Origin of the sequence: Janthinobacterium pasteuri, assembly GCF_051380775.1 — a bacterium.
Taxonomy (GTDB): Bacteria; Pseudomonadota; Gammaproteobacteria; order Burkholderiales; family Burkholderiaceae_D; genus Janthinobacterium.
The window spans coordinates 54,429-70,441 of the sequence record NZ_JBNYXS010000024.1 but is presented as its reverse complement, the minus strand read 5'-3'; the positions used below and the strand labels follow the sequence as shown (position 1 = coordinate 70,441).

Sequence of the window (16,013 nt, the reverse complement as noted above, 5' to 3'; positions counted from 1 at the left end):
CCATCGCACCTCACGGATAGACAGTCCGCTTACAAACGCCATGATACTCCGCCAAGAAAAAGCGCACGCGGCGCGACCGCTTCCGCGCCGAGATCGACAGCGTGACGCCGTGGGACTAGCTCCACAAACTCGTCGAGCCGTTCTATCCGAAGGTCGAGGGCGCGGGTCGGCCGCCAATCGGCTCGGCACGCATGCTGCGCATGTATGTGGCCCAACAATGCTGCGGTTTGTCGGACGAAGGCATCGAGGACACGATCTATGACAGCCAAGCCCTTCGCGCTTTCGTCGGCATAGACTTGGGCCGCGAGTCGGCGCCGGACGCGACGACATTGCTCAAGTTTCGCCACCTGCTCAGTCGGATCGGTTCAAATTGCTGTCGTAGCGCTGCAAAAATCGATCAACGTTGCCGGCGTTGGCGTCCGACTGCGCAGTTACCGATTACTGGCTAAGAAATCGAATTGGTCAGCGGCTCGCTGGAGGGTAAGGCTGCGCTCCGGCGGGCAGCGGTAGCCTGCTGCCAACAGGGCTCGTAACGGGGCCATGCCCTAGTGACATGCGCAACTGCCGGACCAATGCGGACGCCGCTCTAAACGCCGGTCACGCTCAGATACCCGCGCACCGTACTGACTACGCTATCGGCGAAATCGTCGACATTGACCTTCGCCGCGCGGTACTTCCAGCGCTTCACGTACCAGTCCTGGAACAGGGCCAGGCAGTGCGCGGCCAGCAAGGTGGGGTCGCCCTGCGGCTTCGGCTCGATTTCCGCGATGGTAGCGGCGATCAGCGTCTGCACATACAGTTCGGAATTTTTCGCCATGCTGCGCTGCTCCACCTGCAGCACGCGCGAATCCATGAAGACAAAATAAAACCACGGCTGCAGCACTTCGGACAGGTAGATCGACGAACGTATCATCGCCTCCAAACGGTCCAGCGGCGACTTCACGTTGGCAAACAGGAGCGGCAAGGCTTGCGTGGCGTGGCGCACCACGTCCTCGATCATTTCGGCCAGTTGATCCTTGCTGGTGATGTAGCCATACAGGCCGCCCATCGACAGCCCGGTCTCGCGGCACAGGTCGCGCAAGCTCATGGCGCGGAAGCCCACGTCATTGGCCAGGCGGAAAGTGGCGACGAAGATGCGCTCAAGATTTTCCAGCGCCGGCTTGCGGCGTTTGACGCCGATGCGCTCCGCATGGCGGTCAAGAATATATTCCCAGATGTTTTCGCCATTCAAAGGCGTCATCTGCTGAAACTGTTCAAAATTAAAATGGGTCGACAAGTGCATTCCCAAGTAACGGTGTAGGAACGATATCCATGCAATGCCTGGAACGGCATCGCAAGACGGCGGGACGGCTGATGCCGGGCCGATTATAGCTCAGGAAAACAACTGAGACTTTTCAACTATGCAATGGGCGCAAATGCAACGCAAAATTCCCACAGTTATTGCGCTGCATCATGCAATTCACTGCAATTTATATCCAGTGGTGCTACATTCAAAAACCGAGCGCTCGCTATCTTTAATGCATCGAGAATGTGCAGGAGCGCACGGTTCATCGCTACAGCATCGACATTTCCACTATTAATCGAGTATTAATACATAACGGAGACAACATGAAGACCCGCTTTTGGCAACTGCTATCCACCCTTCTGCTTTCCCTCGCCATCCTGCCCGGCAGCGCCAGCGCCGCCGGCTACACGCAAACGAAGTACCCGATCGTGCTGGTGCACGGCCTGTTCGGCTTCGACAAGCTGGGGCCCGTCGAATATTTCTATGGCGTGCCCGCTGCCCTGCGCAGCGGCGGCGCGCAAGTGTATGTAACCACCGTGTCGGCTGCCAACAGCACCGAAGTGCGCGGCGAACAATTGCTGTCGCAGGTGCGGCAAATCCTCGCCGCCACGGGAGCGGCCAAGGTCAATTTGATCGGCCACAGCCACGGCGGCCCCACGGCCCGCTATGTCGCTTCCGTGCGGCCCGACCTGGTGGCGTCCGTCACCAGCGTGGCCGGCGTCAACAAGGGTTCCAGGGTGGCCGATATCCTCAGCGGCGCCATTCCCAACACCAGCGGTGCTCTTGGCAATGCGCTCGCCTCCCTGATCGGCATTTTATCGGGCAACAAGGGGCTGCCGCAAAACGCGGGCGCCTCGCTGACCTCCCTGTCCACGGCCGGCTCGCTGGCTTTTAATAGCCGCCATCCGCAAGGCGTGCCCACCTCCGCCTGCGGCGAAGGCGCCTACCAGGTGCAAGGCGTGTACTACTTTTCGTGGAGCGGCGCGCAACCGTACACGAATGTGCTCGACGTGGGCGACCCTGCCCTGGCGGCCATCAGCCTGGCCTTCGGCGGCGTCAAGAACGATGGCCTGGTCAGCAGCTGCTCCAGCCACCTGGGCAAGGTGATCCGCGACGACTACGCCATGAACCACCTCGATGAAGTCAACCAGTTCGTCGGCATCGTCAACCTGTTCGAAACGAACCCCGTCACCGTCTTCCGCCAGCAAGCCAACCGCCTGCAAGGCCTGGGACTGTAAGGAGATGCGCATGCACGCGAAATGGATCATCGGCGGCAGCCTGGCAGCCCTGGCCCTGTACCTGGTGCTGCGCCCGGGCGAGCCGCCCGCCCCGCCGCAGGAAAAGCCGGAACCGGACCTGTTCGCGTTCGTGCGCTCGATGCAGGGCACGCGGCCCGACGGCAACGTGACGGTAGCCGCCGGCGACAAGCTGGTGGTCGACGCGGAACTGGGCCATCTGTTCGACTACTACCTGGCGGGCCTGGGTGAAAAGCCGCTGGCCGCCATCCGCAGCCAGATCGAGGCGGAACTGGACCGGCGCCTGGCGCCCGTCCCCGCCCGCGAAGCCAAGCGCCTGCTGGGCGCCTGGCTGGCCTACAAGCAGGCGCTGGCCGGTGCGGAACAGGCCTTGCCGCCGCAAGCCGATGCTGCCCTTGCCGCGCGCGCGCGCCTGCAAGCGATGCGCGCGCTGCGCGGTAATTATTTTACGCCCGAGGAAAGCGCGGGCCTGTTCGGCGCCAGCGACGCGTATGACGACGATGCCGTGGCGCGCATGGCGATACTCGGCGACGTCACCTTGGATGAAGCGCAGCGCCAGGCGCAACTGGCGGCGCTGGATCAAAAAATGTCACCGGCCCAGCGCGCCGCGCGCGATGCGCCGCTGCAGGTGGCACAGCTGGACGCCTCCGTCAAAACCCTGCGGGCACAGGGCGCCGGCGAGAATGAAGTCTATCGCCTGCGCGCCAGCACCTTCACGCCGGCGGCGGCAGCGAGACTGGCGGAACTGGACCGCGAGGAATCGCAGTGGCAGCAGCGCATCATCGCCTATCAAGCGCTCAAGGCGCAGCAGGCCGGCCTGGCCGGCGGCGCGCCAGATGCAGCGGCCCTGCAGCAGCTGCGCGACGCCAGTTTCACGCCGGAGGAGCAGCGCCGGCTGGGCGCTTACGAATAGCCATCAGGCCAGCTGCACCAGCAAAGCTGGCCGCCGCCATCACATCCTTGGTGTCACGCCCCTGCACCGTGATCTGCTCGGGCCCGCTGATGTATATAGCACTATTTTTTAGCAAGTGAAAACCGTAGTGCACGCCTGGGCACGCATGCAAAAACGGCCGCGCAAGGCGGCCGTCCGAAAGCGCATGCCGGCGCCGTCGATCCGTCAGAACACTTCCCACTCGTCGTCGCGCGGCGCGCTGTGGCGCGACGACGGTACGGCGTGCAGAGCCGGGCGGCCTGCGGTGGGACGCGGTGCCGGCCGCTTCGGTGCGGCGCTGGCCATCACGACACGCGGCGCGGCCGCTTTGGCATGCGCGGCCGGTGCCAGCACGCCATCGAGCTTGAAGACGCTGACCACTTCGGCCAGCTGGCCCGATTGCTCCTGCAGCGATTCGGCCGCAGCGGCCGCCTCTTCCACCAGGGCCGCGTTTTGCTGCGTCACCTGGTCCATCTGGCCGATGGCCTGGTTGATCTGGTCGATGCCCGAACTTTGTTCCTGCGTCGCCAGGCTGATTTCGGCCATGATGTCCGTCACGCGCTGCACGCTGGCGACGATTTCGGCCATCGTGTTGCCCGCCTCGGCCACCAGCTTGCTGCCCGCATCGACCGCCACCACGGAGTCGCCGATGAGGGTCTTGATTTCCTTGGCAGCTGCCGCCGAGCGTTGAGCCAGGTTGCGCACTTCCGTCGCCACCACGGCAAAACCGCGACCCTGCTCTCCCGCGCGCGCCGCTTCCACGGCCGCATTCAGAGCCAGGATATTCGTCTGGAAGGCGATGCCGTCGATGACGGAAATGATATCGACGATCTTGCGCGAGGAATCGTTGATGGCGTCCATGGTCTCGACCACCTTGCCCACTACCTCGCCGCCCTTGACGGCCACGCCCGAAGCGCTCAACGCCAGCTGGTTGGCTTGCTGGGCATTGTCGGCATTTTGCCGTACGGTGGACGTCAGTTCCTCCATCGACGACGCCGTCTCTTCCAGCGAACTGGCCTGCTCTTCGGTGCGTGAGGACAGGTCCAGGTTGCCGCTGGCAATTTCCGACGACGCCGTGGCGATGGTCTCCGTACCGCTACGCACCTGGCCCACGATGTTGACCAGGCTGGAATTCATGGCTTTCAGCGCCTGCAGCAGCTGGCCAGTTTCTTCCGTCGTGTGCACCTCGATGCGGCTGGTCAGGTCGCCCGAAGCCACCGTTTGCGCCACTTTCACGGCCGAATTGATCGGCTGCGTGATGGCGCGCGTGATGTAGGCGGCGCAGCCGATGCCCAGCGCCGACGCCAGCAAGCCCAGGATCAGCATCAGGCTTTCCGAACGCACTACGGCAGCGCTGCCATCCTTGATGCCAGCGTCGGCCACGCCGTTATTGAGCTTGATGATCTCATTGAGCGTGGCTTCGGCCTTGCCGAACAGGCTGCGCGAATCGAGGTACTGCTTGTAGAACGCCACGAACAGGGTCTTTTGCTGCTGCTCATCGCGATTGTCGGCCAGCTGGCGCAGGATGGCGCGCACCTTGTCGTCGTCCGCCTTCCAGGCTGTCCACTCGCCCTGGAAGCGCTGCCACAGCACGGCTTCCTCGGCGGTTTGCGGCAACGGCTCGTACAGCTTGCGGCCCGCCTCGATATTGCTCCAGGCCTTGGTGCGCAACTGCAGCGCTTCCGCGAACTTGTCTTGCGCCTGGTAATTGTTTTCATAGATGGCGGCTGTCAGGGTGGCGGCGGCGACGGCCGTCTGGCCTTCGCTGATCATCATCAAGCCCTGGATCGAAGGCAGGCGCACCACGCCAATTTCATTGACGGCGCGGCCCACGGTGGCGATGCCCGAGTAGCCGCTGATGCCCACCACCAGCAAGGCCGCCATCATCACGGCGACGAGGGTCGCCAACTTCCATTTGATCAGTAAATTCTTAAACACGACTAGGTCCTTTATAAAGTCACGACGACTGCTGGCGAGGTTCGGGCTAGCATGTTCGAGTAAAACAGCTGACAGTTGTATAAAGGTGGCGGGGATGGGGCATACGCTTCGTTACAATTGGTGATAATTACATCTGCAAGCATAGAGGAAAAATAGGTTTCTGACTGATACATACTTGATACAAAACAATATTTAATGTTTTATTGTGGCGTGCCTTGCACATAAACATCATTAAATGCCTCAATGCAATGCTTTGGTGCAAGAAAACTCCCTGTTCCACTATTGGCCAGGCAATTGATAGTCGTATAAGATGAGCAACAGGCAAACAACAGGCAGACCATGGCTTATCCTATCGAACACAAACTGGTGATCGGGGTCGCTTCCAGCGCCCTGTTCGACCTGGCCGAATCGCATCAGGTCTACCTCGATAACGGCCCCGAGGAATACCGCAAGTATCAGGAAGCGCATATCGACACGGTTTTGCCGCGCGGCGTGGCCTTTCCCTTCATCCGCCGCTTCCTGAACATCAACAAGCACTATCCGCGCCAGTCGCCCGTGGAAGTGCTGCTGTTTTCGCGCAATTCGCCCGAAACGGGCTTGCGCGTCATGCACAGCATCGCCCACTACGGCCTGGATATTTCGCGCGCCGCCTTCATGACGGGCAAGTCGCCCTATCCCTACCTTCCCGCCTTCAACGCCTCGCTCTTCCTCAGCGCGAATGAAGACGACGTGCGCAGCGCCCTGGCGTGCAACTATCCGGCCGGGCTGGTGCTGCCGTCGCGCACGGAAGACGACGAGAGCGACGAAGAACTGCGCGTGGCCTTCGATTTCGATGGCGTGATCGCCGACGATGAAGCGGAAACCGTGTTCAAGCGCAACAATGACGTCGATGAATTCCACGCCCATGAAACCCTGAACGTGGGCACGCCGCACCGCCCCGGCCCGCTGGCCGACCTGTTCCAGAAGCTGGCCACCATGCAGCGCCTGGAAGAAAAGGCGCAACGGCGCGACCCCGGCTACAAGAAGATCCTGCGCATCGCCATCATCACGGCGCGCAACGCTCCCTCGCACGAACGGGTCGTGACGACCCTGAAAAGCTGGGGCGTGGCGGCTGACGAGACGTTTTTCCTCGGTGGCATGGACAAGTCGCGCGTGCTGGCCGTGTTCAAGCCGCATATTTTCTTCGACGACCAGCTGAGCCACCTGAAATCGGCGGGCGGCACGATCCCCATGGTCCACGTTCCCTTCGGCATAGCGAATGTTCGCGCAGGATAAAACCTGCTGCGCGTCGTGCTTTGCGGCCTGCGATGCTCACCGTACTAGAGCACGGTTGCGCTTCTTAGCCACAAATCACTGCCGCTCGCGATGGTTTTCTCAAGCGCGGAGATAAGGGCGATGGTCTATAATCTCGCCTGTCGGCGCCGTCACTGGCGGCGCTGCGCGCACCACAGCTGTCCCACTCAACTGCCTCTGCCACTAGTGTCATCGCCTGCATGTCCTTAGACTTAAAAAAAGCCCTCCCAAAGCCCGGCAACCGCTACGCGCTGCCCGCCCTGTATGGTTCATCCGACGCCTATGCCCTGGCGCTGGCCGCTCTGGAATTGAAAGCGCGGGGCCAGATGCTGGCCGTGGTGGTGGCGCAGGCCAGCGACGGCCAGCGCCTGCTCGATGAAATCCCGTGGTTTGGCGGCACGGAACTGCGCTGCCATCTGCTGCCGGACTGGGAAACCCTGCCCTACGACGCCTTTTCGCCGCACCAGGACCTGGTCTCCGAACGCCTGGCCACGCTGCACGAAATCCAGACGCGCCAGTGCGACGTGCTGATCGTGCCGGCCACCACGGCGCTGGTGCGCCTGGCGCCGCCGTCCTTTTTGGCGGCCTACACCTTCTTCTTCAAGAAGGGCGAAAAGCTCGACGAGGCTCGCCTGAAGTCGCAGCTGACCCTGGCCGGCTACAGTCATGTGTCGCAAGTGATGTCGCCCGGCGAATACTCGGTGCGCGGCGGCCTGCTCGACCTGTTCCCCATGGGTTCGGCCCTGCCCTACCGTCTCGACCTGTTCGGCGACACCATCGAGACCATCCGCACGTTTGACGCCGACACCCAGCGCTCGCTCTACCCCGTGCACGAAGTGCGCTTGCTGCCGGGGCGCGAATTCCCCATGGACGAAGCGGCGCGCACCACCTTCCGCAACCGCTGGCGCGAACAGTTCGAGGGCGATCCATCGCGCTCCGTCGTCTACAAGGACATCAGCAGCGGCATCGCCTCGGCCGGCATCGAATACTATCTGCCCCTGTTCTTCGAGCAGACGGCCACCCTGTTCGACTACCTGCCGCCTGACGCTTCGCTGGCCCTGGTGGGCGAGATCGACGCGGCCATCGGGCGCTTCTGGACCGATACCCAGTCGCGCTACCGCTTTTTAAAAGCGGACCGCGAGCGGCCGATCCTGCCGCCCGAATCGCTGTTCCTGTCCGACGAGCAGTTCTTCGGCCTCGCCAAGCCCTACCCGCGCCTGGCCATCGTGAAATCAAACGATGCGCTGGCGTCCGAACTGTCGGCGCCCGTGCCGAACATCGCCGTCAACCGCCGCGCCGACGACCCGCTGGCCAACCTGCGCAGCTATCTGCTGCAATCGGGCCGCCGCGTGATGATTTGCGCCGAATCGAACGGCCGCCGCGAAACCTTGCAGCAGTACTTTACCGAATACGATCTGCACCTGACACCGGTGGAAGGCAGCGACGGCTTCCTGCAATCAAGCGCCAAGCTGATGCTGGGCGTCGCGCCGCTGCACGCGGGTTTCGAACTGTTTACGCCAGAAGGCAATCTGGCCTTCATCACCGAGACGGAGCTGTATGCAGGTTCCGGCCGACGCGTCGGAACAAAAAAACAGGAAGGCGTGACGCAGGTCGAATCGATGGTGCGCGACCTGTCGGAGCTCAAAATCGGCGACCCCGTGGTGCACATCAACCACGGCATCGGGCGCTACATGGGCCTGACCAGCATGGACCTGGGCGAAGGCGAGACAGAATTTTTGCACCTGGAATACGCCAAGGACACCAAGCTGTACGTGCCCGTGTCGCAGCTGCATGTGATCTCACGCTATTCGGGCGCCGCGCCGGAAGACGCGCCGCTGCACTCGCTCGGTTCGGGCCAGTGGGAAAAAGCCAAGAAACGCGCGGCCGAACAGGTGCGCGACACGGCCGCCGAGCTGCTCAACCTGTATGCGCGCCGTGCCCTGCGCCAGGGCCACTCGTTCGAATTCTCCGCGCACGACTACCAGCGCTTCGCCGACAGCTTCGGCTTCGACGAAACGCCGGACCAGGCCGAGGCCATCCACAATGTCATCAAGGACATGACTTCCGGTAAACCGATGGACCGCCTTGTCTGCGGCGACGTCGGCTTCGGCAAGACGGAAGTGGCGCTGCGCGCCGCCTTCATCGCCGTCATGGGCGGCAAGCAGGTGGCGATACTGGCGCCCACCACCCTGCTGGCGGAGCAGCATGCGCAAACCTTCGCCGACCGCTTCGCCGACTGGCCCGTGCGCATCGCCGAACTGTCGCGTTTCCGCACTGGCAAGGAAATCACGCAGGCGTTCAAGGGCATGGCCGACGGCACCATCGACATCGTCATCGGCACGCACAAGCTGCTCTCCGATGACGTGAAGTTCACCCGCCTGGGCCTGGTCATCATCGACGAGGAACACAGGTTCGGCGTGCGCCAGAAGGAAGCATTAAAGGCATTGCGCGCCGAAGTGGACGTGCTGACCCTGACGGCCACGCCGATCCCGCGTACCCTGGGCATGGCGCTGGAAGGCTTGCGCGACTTTTCCATCATCGCCACGGCGCCGCAAAAGCGCCTGGCTATCAAGACATTCGTGCGCAGCGAGGGTGAAGCCATCATCCGCGAAGCATGTTTGCGCGAACTGAAACGCGGTGGCCAGATCTACTTCCTGCACAATGAGGTGGAAACCATCCAGAACCGCCTGGCCATGCTGACGGAACTGCTGCCCGAGGCGCGCATCGCCGTGGCGCACGGCCAGATGCACGAGCGCGACCTGGAAAAGGTCATGCGCGACTTTGTCGCCCAGCGTTTCAACATTTTGCTGTGCACGACGATCATTGAAACGGGCATCGACGTACCGACGGCGAACACCATCATCATGCACCGCGCCGACAAGTTCGGCCTGGCGCAGCTGCACCAGCTGCGCGGCCGGGTCGGACGCTCGCACCACCAGGCTTACGCCTACCTGCTGGTGCACGACGTGCAGGGCCTCAGCAAGCTGGCGCAGCGCCGCCTGGACGCCATCCAGCAGATGGAAGAACTGGGCAGCGGCTTTTACCTGGCCATGCACGACCTGGAAATCCGCGGCGCCGGCGAGGTGCTGGGCGAAAGCCAGTCGGGCGAGATGACGGAAATCGGCTTCCAGCTGTATTCGGACATGCTCAACGAAGCCGTGCGCTCGCTGAAGGCCGGCAAGGAGCCGGACCTGGCCGCGCCGCTGGCGTCAACGACGGAAATCAACCTGCACGTGCCGGCCCTGCTGCCGGCCGACTTCTGCGGCGACGTGCACGAGCGCCTGTCGATCTACAAGCGCCTGGCCAACTGCGCCACGCAAGAGAAAATCGACGATATCCAGGAAGAGCTGATCGACCGCTTCGGCAAGCTGCCCGACCCCGTGAAAGCGCTGATCGAGACACACCGGCTGCGTATCGCGGCGAAAACCGTGGGCATCGTCAAGATCGACGTGCATGGCGAAGCGGCCACCCTGCAATTCATGGCCAAGCCGCCCATCGACCCGATGCGCATCATTGACCTGATCCAGAAGAACCGCCATATCAAGCTGCATGGCCAGGACAAGCTGAAAATCACGGCCGCCATGCCCGACCTTGCCGCGCGCGTGACGCAGATCAAGACCACCATCAAGCAATTGACGGTGTAAACAATTTCGACAATCTATGCAGGACTGCCCCATGACTAACACGACTTCCATCACCATGAATCTGATCCTGCAGGGTCTCGACGGCGACATGGCCAGGCTTGATCGCATCGCCGCCCTGGCCGCGCCGACGTCCATCACGCGCCTGGGCCCGAACGCCGTGCGCTGCGAAAAGATCGCCTATTCGCCCGCACTGCGCCCCACCATCGAAGTGGCGGCCCAGGCGGCGCAGCTGGACGCCACCTACATGATGGGCCAGCGCGAACTGAGCGAATTCAAGCTCGTGGCGATGGACATGGATTCAACCCTGATCACCATCGAGTGCATCGATGAAATCGCCGACATGCAGGGCCTCAAGCCGCAGGTGGCGGCCATCACGGAAGCGGCCATGCGCGGCGAACTCGATTTCGCCGCCAGTTTGAAGCAGCGCGTGGCCCTGCTTGAAGGCCTCGATGCGTCGGCCCTGCAGCGCGTCTACGACGAGCGCCTGAAACTGTCGCCGGGTGCGGAAACCATGCTGGCGGCCGTGCAAAAAGCCGGCCTGAAAACGCTGCTGGTGTCGGGCGGCTTCACTTTCTTTACCGAGCGCCTGAAACAGCGCCTGGGCCTCGATTACACGCATGCGAACGAACTGGAAATCGTCGATGGCAAGCTGACGGGCAAGGTCATTGGCGGCATCGTCGACGCCGAGGAAAAGCAGCGCACGGTGGAGCGCGTATGCGCGCAGCTGGGCATTACGCCAGCGCAGGCCATCGTCATGGGCGACGGCGCCAACGACTTGAAAATGATGGGCATCGCCGGCCTGTCCGTCGCCTTCCGCGCCAAGCCGGTGGTGCGCTCGCAGGCGGACGTGGCGCTGAACTTTGTGGGTCTCGATGGCTTGCTGAACGTATTGAGCTGACTTGGCGTCTGGCGGCGCGCGCACGGTGGAAAATTTTTGCTATATTGCAAACTTATGACTACCAAGCTTGCTCATCGTGAAAGAACACCGCATGCCGCCCTCGCTGCCAGAAGAGATACAACGCCACCTGGACTTGTTTGTCACCGCCGCGCAAAGGGCCTTTGGTAATGACCTTGCCGCCGCTGTGCTGTTTGGCTCGGCCGCCGATGGCCAGTTGCGCGCCACGTCCGACGTCAACTTGCTGTTGCTGCTCAAGCGCTTTACGCCGCCGGCGGCCGATGCGCTGCGCGGGCCATTGCGCATGGCGCACGCCGCCATCGATTTGCAAGTGATGTTCCTGCTCGAAAGCGAGTTGCCGCAGGCCGCCGACGCCTTCGCCGTCAAGTTTGCCGATATCATTGCGCGCCATCAAGTGCTGCTGGGCAATGATCCCTTCGCCAGCCTGCATACCAGCCGCGACGCGGTGCTGCGCCGGCTGCGGCAAGTGCTGCTGAACCAGCAGGTGCGCATGCGCGAACGCTATCTGCTGCTCAGCCTGAACGAAGAACAGCTGGCTGGCGCCATCGCCGACGCGGCCGGTCCGCTGCGCTCGGCCGCTGCATCGCTGGCGCAGCTCGATGGCCGGACGGCACTGTCGGGCAAGCAAGCGCTCGAAGCGTTTGTCGACCAACTGGGCGAACCTGCCCTGCACTCTGCCTTGCAAGCCATGTCGACGGCGCGCGAAACGGCGCACCTGGCGCCGGGGCAGGCCCTGCCCGCCTTTACTGGCCTGATGGCCATTACCGAACGCTTGCGCGAACACGCGGAGACCATGCGGTGAACGGGGTCAATCCGTTCGACTGGAGCGGGCCGTGGTTCCTGCTGGCCTACCTGATTTTCGGCCTGCTCGTGTATTACAGCGTGCGCGAATTGCTGATACGCCAGGAATTGCGCAATCCGCACGCCCAGCTGTCGCTGGCCGATGATCCCTACCGCATCGCCTTCCTGCGCGGCGGCGCCCTCGAAGCCGTGAAAATCGCCGCCATCGTGCTGGTCGACCGCGGCTTGCTGCGCGCCGATGGCCCGCTGCTGGAAACGGCCAGCGCCGACAGTCTGCGCTTCGCCACTCACGACATCGAACGCGACGTGCTGCGGCTGTACCTGGACCGCCAGGGTCACAGCAAGGAACTGGCCGTGCAGGCCGACATGCTGCCTTCGTGCCGCGCTTACCGGGACAGCTTGACGCTGCAGGAATTGCTGGTCGGCCCGCCGCTGCTGCGCCGCCGCGAACGCCTCACCTGGGTCGCACACTATCTGCTGCTGACGGTGGCCGCCATCAAGGCCGTCATCGCCATCAGCCGCCAGCACTACAACCTGCTGTTCCTGGCGCTACTGCTGACGATCTTCCTGCTCATGCTGCGCGGTTTGCGCACCCAGGCGATCAGCTGGAGCGCGCAGCGGCTGCTGAGCGACCTGCGCATGCTGTTTGGCCGGCTGAACCTACGCGCGTCGCGCCTGCAGGCTGGCAGCAGCAGCGCCGATATGGCCCTGCTGGCCGCCATCTTCGGACTCGGCGCCCTGCCCTTGTCCGTGTACGCGTATGTCGCCGAGCTGTACCCGGTACCCCGGCACAGCAGCGGCTCCTCGTCCGGCAGCACGGGCGACTCGTCATCGGGCGGCGGTGATGGCGGCGGCGATGGCGGCGGCAGCGGCTGTGGCGGTTGCGGCGGGGGCGGCGGCTGTGGCAGCTAGCACGGGTGCCACACGCGACCGCGTCGGCCTGGGCTGGCGCGGCGAACTGGCCGCCGGCATCCTGTCCAACCTGGCGCAGATCGACGTGCTGGAAGTGATCGCCGATGACTATTACCGCGCCTCGCGCGCCGGCATCGCGGCCTTGAGCAGCCTGGCGCGCCAGGTGCCCGTCAGCCTGCACGGCGTGGGCATGGGGCTGGCGTCAAGCATTCCCGCCGACCCGCGCCGCCTGCGTGCGATGGCGCGCCTGATGAAAGCGGTGCAGGCGGAGTCATGGTCCGAGCACCTGAGTTTCGTGCGCGCCGGCGGCGTCGAAATCGGCCACCTGGCGGCCCCGCCGCGCACGCCGCACAGCGCCGCAGGCGCGGTGGCCAATATCGCACTGGCCACCCGCATCGTCGGCAGCGCACCGCTGATGGAAAACATCGCCACCCTCGTCCAGCCTCCCGCCAGCACGATGGACGAAGCCACATGGCTGGCGCAGATTATCCACGGCGCGCAAGTGCCCCTGCTGCTGGACCTGCACAACCTGTATGCGAATGCCGTCAATTTTGGCGAGGCGCCGGAGGAACTGCTACTGCGCCTGCCCCTGGCCAGGGTCGGCGCCGTGCACCTGAGCGGCGGCCACTGGGTAGCTGCGCCTGGCGGCGGCCAGCGCTTGCTGGACGACCATCTGCACGATGTGCCGCCCGCCGTCTTTGCTTTATTGACCTTGCTGGCGCGCCATGCGCCGCAGCCCCTGACGGTGATCGTCGAACGCGACGGCAATTACCCATCGTTCGACCATGTGCTGGGCCAGCTGGACCTGGCGCGCGCTGCCTTGCGTGCGGGGCGGTGCGCATGAGTTCCGCCGCACTGGAAACCTACCTGGCAAGGCTGTACACGGACGACTCCCTGCGTACTGCCTTCCTGCTGGAACCCCGGGTGCAAGCCTTGCTGCATGGCTTGTCGCAGCAGGAAGCCGAGGCGATGGCGGCGATGGACCGCATCGGCCTGCAAATGGCGGCTGCCAGCTATCGCGCCAAACGCACCGGGCGCGCCGAGCATGGCAGCCAAGCCAGGCCGGCGCAACGCTGGTGGCGCCGGCTGCTGCAAGTCTGGCGCTGACGGCCAGCCGCAGCTGCTACAACTGCCACAGTCGCAGCGGCAGCAAGCCCCACCAGGCCAGCACCAGCAGCAGTTGCAATGCCGCCAGCAAGCCTACCCAATCCCATTTCGCCCACGAGCCGGCCTCGCCCGCCGTACCGCGGCTGCGCCAGCAGCGCGCCAGGCCAAACGCCATGGCCAGCGGCAGCGCACCCGTGACCAGCGCCAGCAGCACGCTGGCCACGGTGACATCGCCCAGGCGAAGGTAAGACTGGAAATAGAACAGCGGCAGGGGCAGGAGCAGCGACAACAGCGACAGCAGCGGCGCGAACAGATGATCGCCCCGCCCCAGGCTGCGCAGCGCGGCGCGCCAGACGCCCACCACCAGCACATACAGCAAGCCCGCCAAACCCAGCGCCAGGCTGCCCCACAACACCAGCATGCGCAGCATCGACACCCGCTCATAGCTGCGCAAGCCGTCGCTGAGGATATGCTTGCCATCCTCTTGCATCAGCACGTGCGACGCGGTGCTGCGGTCGCTGGCGCGGAACAGCAAGCCACCCACGGGTTCCAGTTCCCTCGGTTCGCCCTGGAACGGGATCAGGAACAGCGATTCGCCATCCCATTTCAGGCGCGTAAAGCCGAAGACCGCATCGACCCAGGCCATGCTGGCCATGGGGCTGGGCGACGGCACGTACACGCCCTGCCAGTTTTCCACCGTGGGTGCGGGCGTACCCTGCGGAGCCGGCGCGCGCAGCGGCAGCTCCAGGTCGCGCAGCAACAGGCGGTTGAAGCGTTCATAGTCGGCCTGTTCCGCATCCGTATTGAAGGCCACGAAGAAGGCGCTGTCCTGCTCCGGGTAGATGCACAGCATGGCGCGAAAACCCACGGTCGTGCCCGGGTGGCAGGCGCCCACCACATTGTGGCGGTCGCGCACGGCCAACGCCAGGCCGTGGCCCGTCTCCAGGCCCGCCTGCGCCGCATCCGTGCCGGCCGGATCGGACAAGGCACCCATCAGCGCCGGGTCGATGAAGCGCTTGCCCTGCAACTTGCCATCACCCATCAGGAATTGCGCCAGCTTGCCCATGTCGGCCGCCGTCGTGGTGAATTGCGCGGCCGGACGCAAGTACTGCGGCACGGCCGGCTGCGCCACGCCATGCTCGAAGTGGCCCATGGCCAGGCGCGGGTCCGCATGCGGGCCCGTCTGCGTGACGAAAGTAAACGTGCTGTCCGCCATTCCCAGCGGCTGCAGCAGCTGCGCATCAAGGTAGCGCTCGTAGGGCTGGCCCGTGACCTTTTCAATCACCATGCCCAGCAAGCCATAGCCCATGTTCGAATACGCGTAACGGCTGCCGGGCCGCGCCCGCACGCGCAGCAGATTGCGGCCGCCGTCGAAGGCGGCCGCCAGCGGCGTATCCGGCGCCGGGTTCAGGCTGAACGCCTGCCAGAAGCGCACATTATCGAGGCCGGACGTATGCGCCAGCAGGTGGCGGATGCGCACAGGATCGCTGGCCTGCCACGGGTTTTTCAGCGCCAGGTCCGGCAGCACCTGCTGCAAGGGCGTGTCGAGCGTGAGCCGGTCTTCGCTGATCAGGCGCAAGACGCCCAGTGCCAGCGCCACCTTGCCCACGGAGCCCACCTGCACGCGCGTGTCCGCCTGCATGGGTATGTGCTTGGCGGCATCGCGCAGGCCCGACGCGCCGACTTTGACTGTTCCGTCGGACAAGACTTCGCTCCAGACTGCGCCCGCCAGGCCCTCGTCCTTCAAGCCAGAAGCAAACTCCGCCTCCAGCGTAGGGCCGGCGGCATGGGCCACCGTGGCGCACAGCAGCAAGGCCGGCAAAGCGCGGCGCAGCCATGATCGGGCACGCGCAGACAAGGTGGGATGTGGATGTGCTTTCAACAATGTATTCCGCCTTTTTCCATGGACTGCGCTCCTGCGCAAAATAGC

General features: G+C 64.0%; 12 protein-coding genes and 1 pseudogene. 10 read left to right on the top strand and 3 right to left on the bottom strand.

The features are described 5' to 3' along the window. Positions 1-44: 44 nt before the first annotated feature. Positions 45-353, top strand: a pseudogene (locus ACQ4WN_RS21300) (transposase); the annotation flags it as partial. Positions 354-586: 233 nt separating this feature from the next. On the opposite strand, the gene ACQ4WN_RS21295 reads toward ACQ4WN_RS21300, so the two are convergent. Next, positions 587-1,282, bottom strand: a complete 696-nt coding sequence (locus ACQ4WN_RS21295) for a TetR/AcrR family transcriptional regulator (RefSeq protein WP_436553316.1) — start codon at positions 1,280-1,282, stop codon at positions 587-589. A gap of 326 nt (positions 1,283-1,608) precedes the next feature. Between ACQ4WN_RS21295 and ACQ4WN_RS21290 the strand changes: the two genes are divergently transcribed. Both ACQ4WN_RS21290 and ACQ4WN_RS21285 read left to right on the top strand, forming a co-directional pair. Next, positions 1,609-2,523: a lipase family alpha/beta hydrolase gene (locus tag ACQ4WN_RS21290; RefSeq protein WP_436553315.1), complete on the top strand. Its 915-nt coding sequence runs from the start codon at positions 1,609-1,611 to the stop codon at positions 2,521-2,523. Between the two features lie 10 nt (positions 2,524-2,533). Then, positions 2,534-3,454, top strand: coding sequence for a lipase secretion chaperone (locus ACQ4WN_RS21285; protein ID WP_436553314.1), 921 nt, complete (start codon positions 2,534-2,536; stop codon positions 3,452-3,454). A gap of 204 nt (positions 3,455-3,658) precedes the next feature. Here the strand turns inward: ACQ4WN_RS21285 and ACQ4WN_RS21280 are convergent, their stop codons facing one another. Continuing rightward, positions 3,659-5,410 (bottom strand): methyl-accepting chemotaxis protein, encoded by a 1,752-nt coding sequence (locus ACQ4WN_RS21280; RefSeq protein WP_436553313.1) that lies wholly within the window; start codon positions 5,408-5,410, stop codon positions 3,659-3,661. 339 nt (positions 5,411-5,749) lie between these two features. Here ACQ4WN_RS21280 and ACQ4WN_RS21275 point away from each other — a divergent pair, with 339 nt between their 5' ends. From ACQ4WN_RS21275 to ACQ4WN_RS21245, 7 genes are all read left to right on the top strand, one after another. Continuing rightward, positions 5,750-6,685, top strand: coding sequence for a 5'-nucleotidase (locus tag ACQ4WN_RS21275; protein ID WP_436553312.1), 936 nt, complete (start codon positions 5,750-5,752; stop codon positions 6,683-6,685). Positions 6,686-6,903: 218 nt separating this feature from the next. Beyond that, the gene (gene mfd / locus ACQ4WN_RS21270; protein ID WP_436553311.1) at positions 6,904-10,347 is read left to right on the top strand and encodes a transcription-repair coupling factor; all 3,444 of its coding nucleotides are present in this window, start codon (positions 6,904-6,906) and stop codon (positions 10,345-10,347) included. Between the two features lie 55 nt (positions 10,348-10,402). Continuing rightward, positions 10,403-11,245, top strand: a complete 843-nt coding sequence (gene serB / locus ACQ4WN_RS21265) for a phosphoserine phosphatase SerB (RefSeq protein ID WP_436553327.1) — start codon at positions 10,403-10,405, stop codon at positions 11,243-11,245. A gap of 91 nt (positions 11,246-11,336) precedes the next feature. Continuing rightward, positions 11,337-12,065 carry a hypothetical protein gene (locus ACQ4WN_RS21260; protein WP_436553310.1) on the top strand — a complete coding sequence of 243 codons (729 nt, stop codon included), beginning with the start codon at positions 11,337-11,339 and terminating at the stop codon, positions 12,063-12,065. Further along, complete coding sequence (locus ACQ4WN_RS21255) at positions 12,062-12,976, top strand: TIGR04222 domain-containing membrane protein (RefSeq protein WP_436553309.1); 915 nt, start codon at positions 12,062-12,064, stop codon at positions 12,974-12,976. Before ACQ4WN_RS21260 ends, ACQ4WN_RS21255 begins: the two co-directional genes overlap by 4 nt. Continuing rightward, the gene (locus tag ACQ4WN_RS21250) at positions 12,966-13,820 is read left to right on the top strand and encodes an MbnB/TglH/ChrH family RiPP precursor modification enzyme (protein WP_436553308.1); all 855 of its coding nucleotides are present in this window, start codon (positions 12,966-12,968) and stop codon (positions 13,818-13,820) included. The genes ACQ4WN_RS21255 and ACQ4WN_RS21250 overlap by 11 nt, the downstream gene beginning before the upstream one ends. Further along, positions 13,817-14,083 carry a hypothetical protein gene (locus ACQ4WN_RS21245; protein ID WP_436553307.1) on the top strand — a complete coding sequence of 89 codons (267 nt, stop codon included), beginning with the start codon at positions 13,817-13,819 and terminating at the stop codon, positions 14,081-14,083. The genes ACQ4WN_RS21250 and ACQ4WN_RS21245 overlap by 4 nt, the downstream gene beginning before the upstream one ends. A gap of 16 nt (positions 14,084-14,099) precedes the next feature. On the opposite strand, the gene ACQ4WN_RS21240 is transcribed toward ACQ4WN_RS21245, so the two are convergent. Beyond that, positions 14,100-15,965: a serine hydrolase domain-containing protein gene (locus tag ACQ4WN_RS21240; RefSeq protein ID WP_436553306.1), complete on the bottom strand. Its 1,866-nt coding sequence runs from the start codon at positions 15,963-15,965 to the stop codon at positions 14,100-14,102. Positions 15,966-16,013: the final 48 nt, after the last annotated feature.

Excerpts from the sequence above, each read along its gene's own strand:
- mfd (WP_436553311.1), top strand. The coding sequence starts at position 6,904 with ATGTCCTTAGACTTAAAAAAAGCCCTCCCAAAGCCCGGCAACCGCTAC.
- ACQ4WN_RS21245 (WP_436553307.1), top strand. The coding sequence starts at position 13,817 with ATGAGTTCCGCCGCACTGGAAACCTACCTGGCAAGGCTGTACACGGAC.
- ACQ4WN_RS21290 (WP_436553315.1), top strand. The coding sequence starts at position 1,609 with ATGAAGACCCGCTTTTGGCAACTGCTATCCACCCTTCTGCTTTCCCTC.
- ACQ4WN_RS21285 (WP_436553314.1), top strand. The coding sequence starts at position 2,534 with ATGCACGCGAAATGGATCATCGGCGGCAGCCTGGCAGCCCTGGCCCTG.
- ACQ4WN_RS21260 (WP_436553310.1), top strand. The coding sequence starts at position 11,337 with ATGCCGCCCTCGCTGCCAGAAGAGATACAACGCCACCTGGACTTGTTT.
- serB (WP_436553327.1), top strand. The coding sequence starts at position 10,403 with ATGAATCTGATCCTGCAGGGTCTCGACGGCGACATGGCCAGGCTTGAT.
- ACQ4WN_RS21275 (WP_436553312.1), top strand. The coding sequence starts at position 5,750 with ATGGCTTATCCTATCGAACACAAACTGGTGATCGGGGTCGCTTCCAGC.
- ACQ4WN_RS21295 (WP_436553316.1), bottom strand. The coding sequence starts at position 1,282 with ATGCACTTGTCGACCCATTTTAATTTTGAACAGTTTCAGCAGATGACG.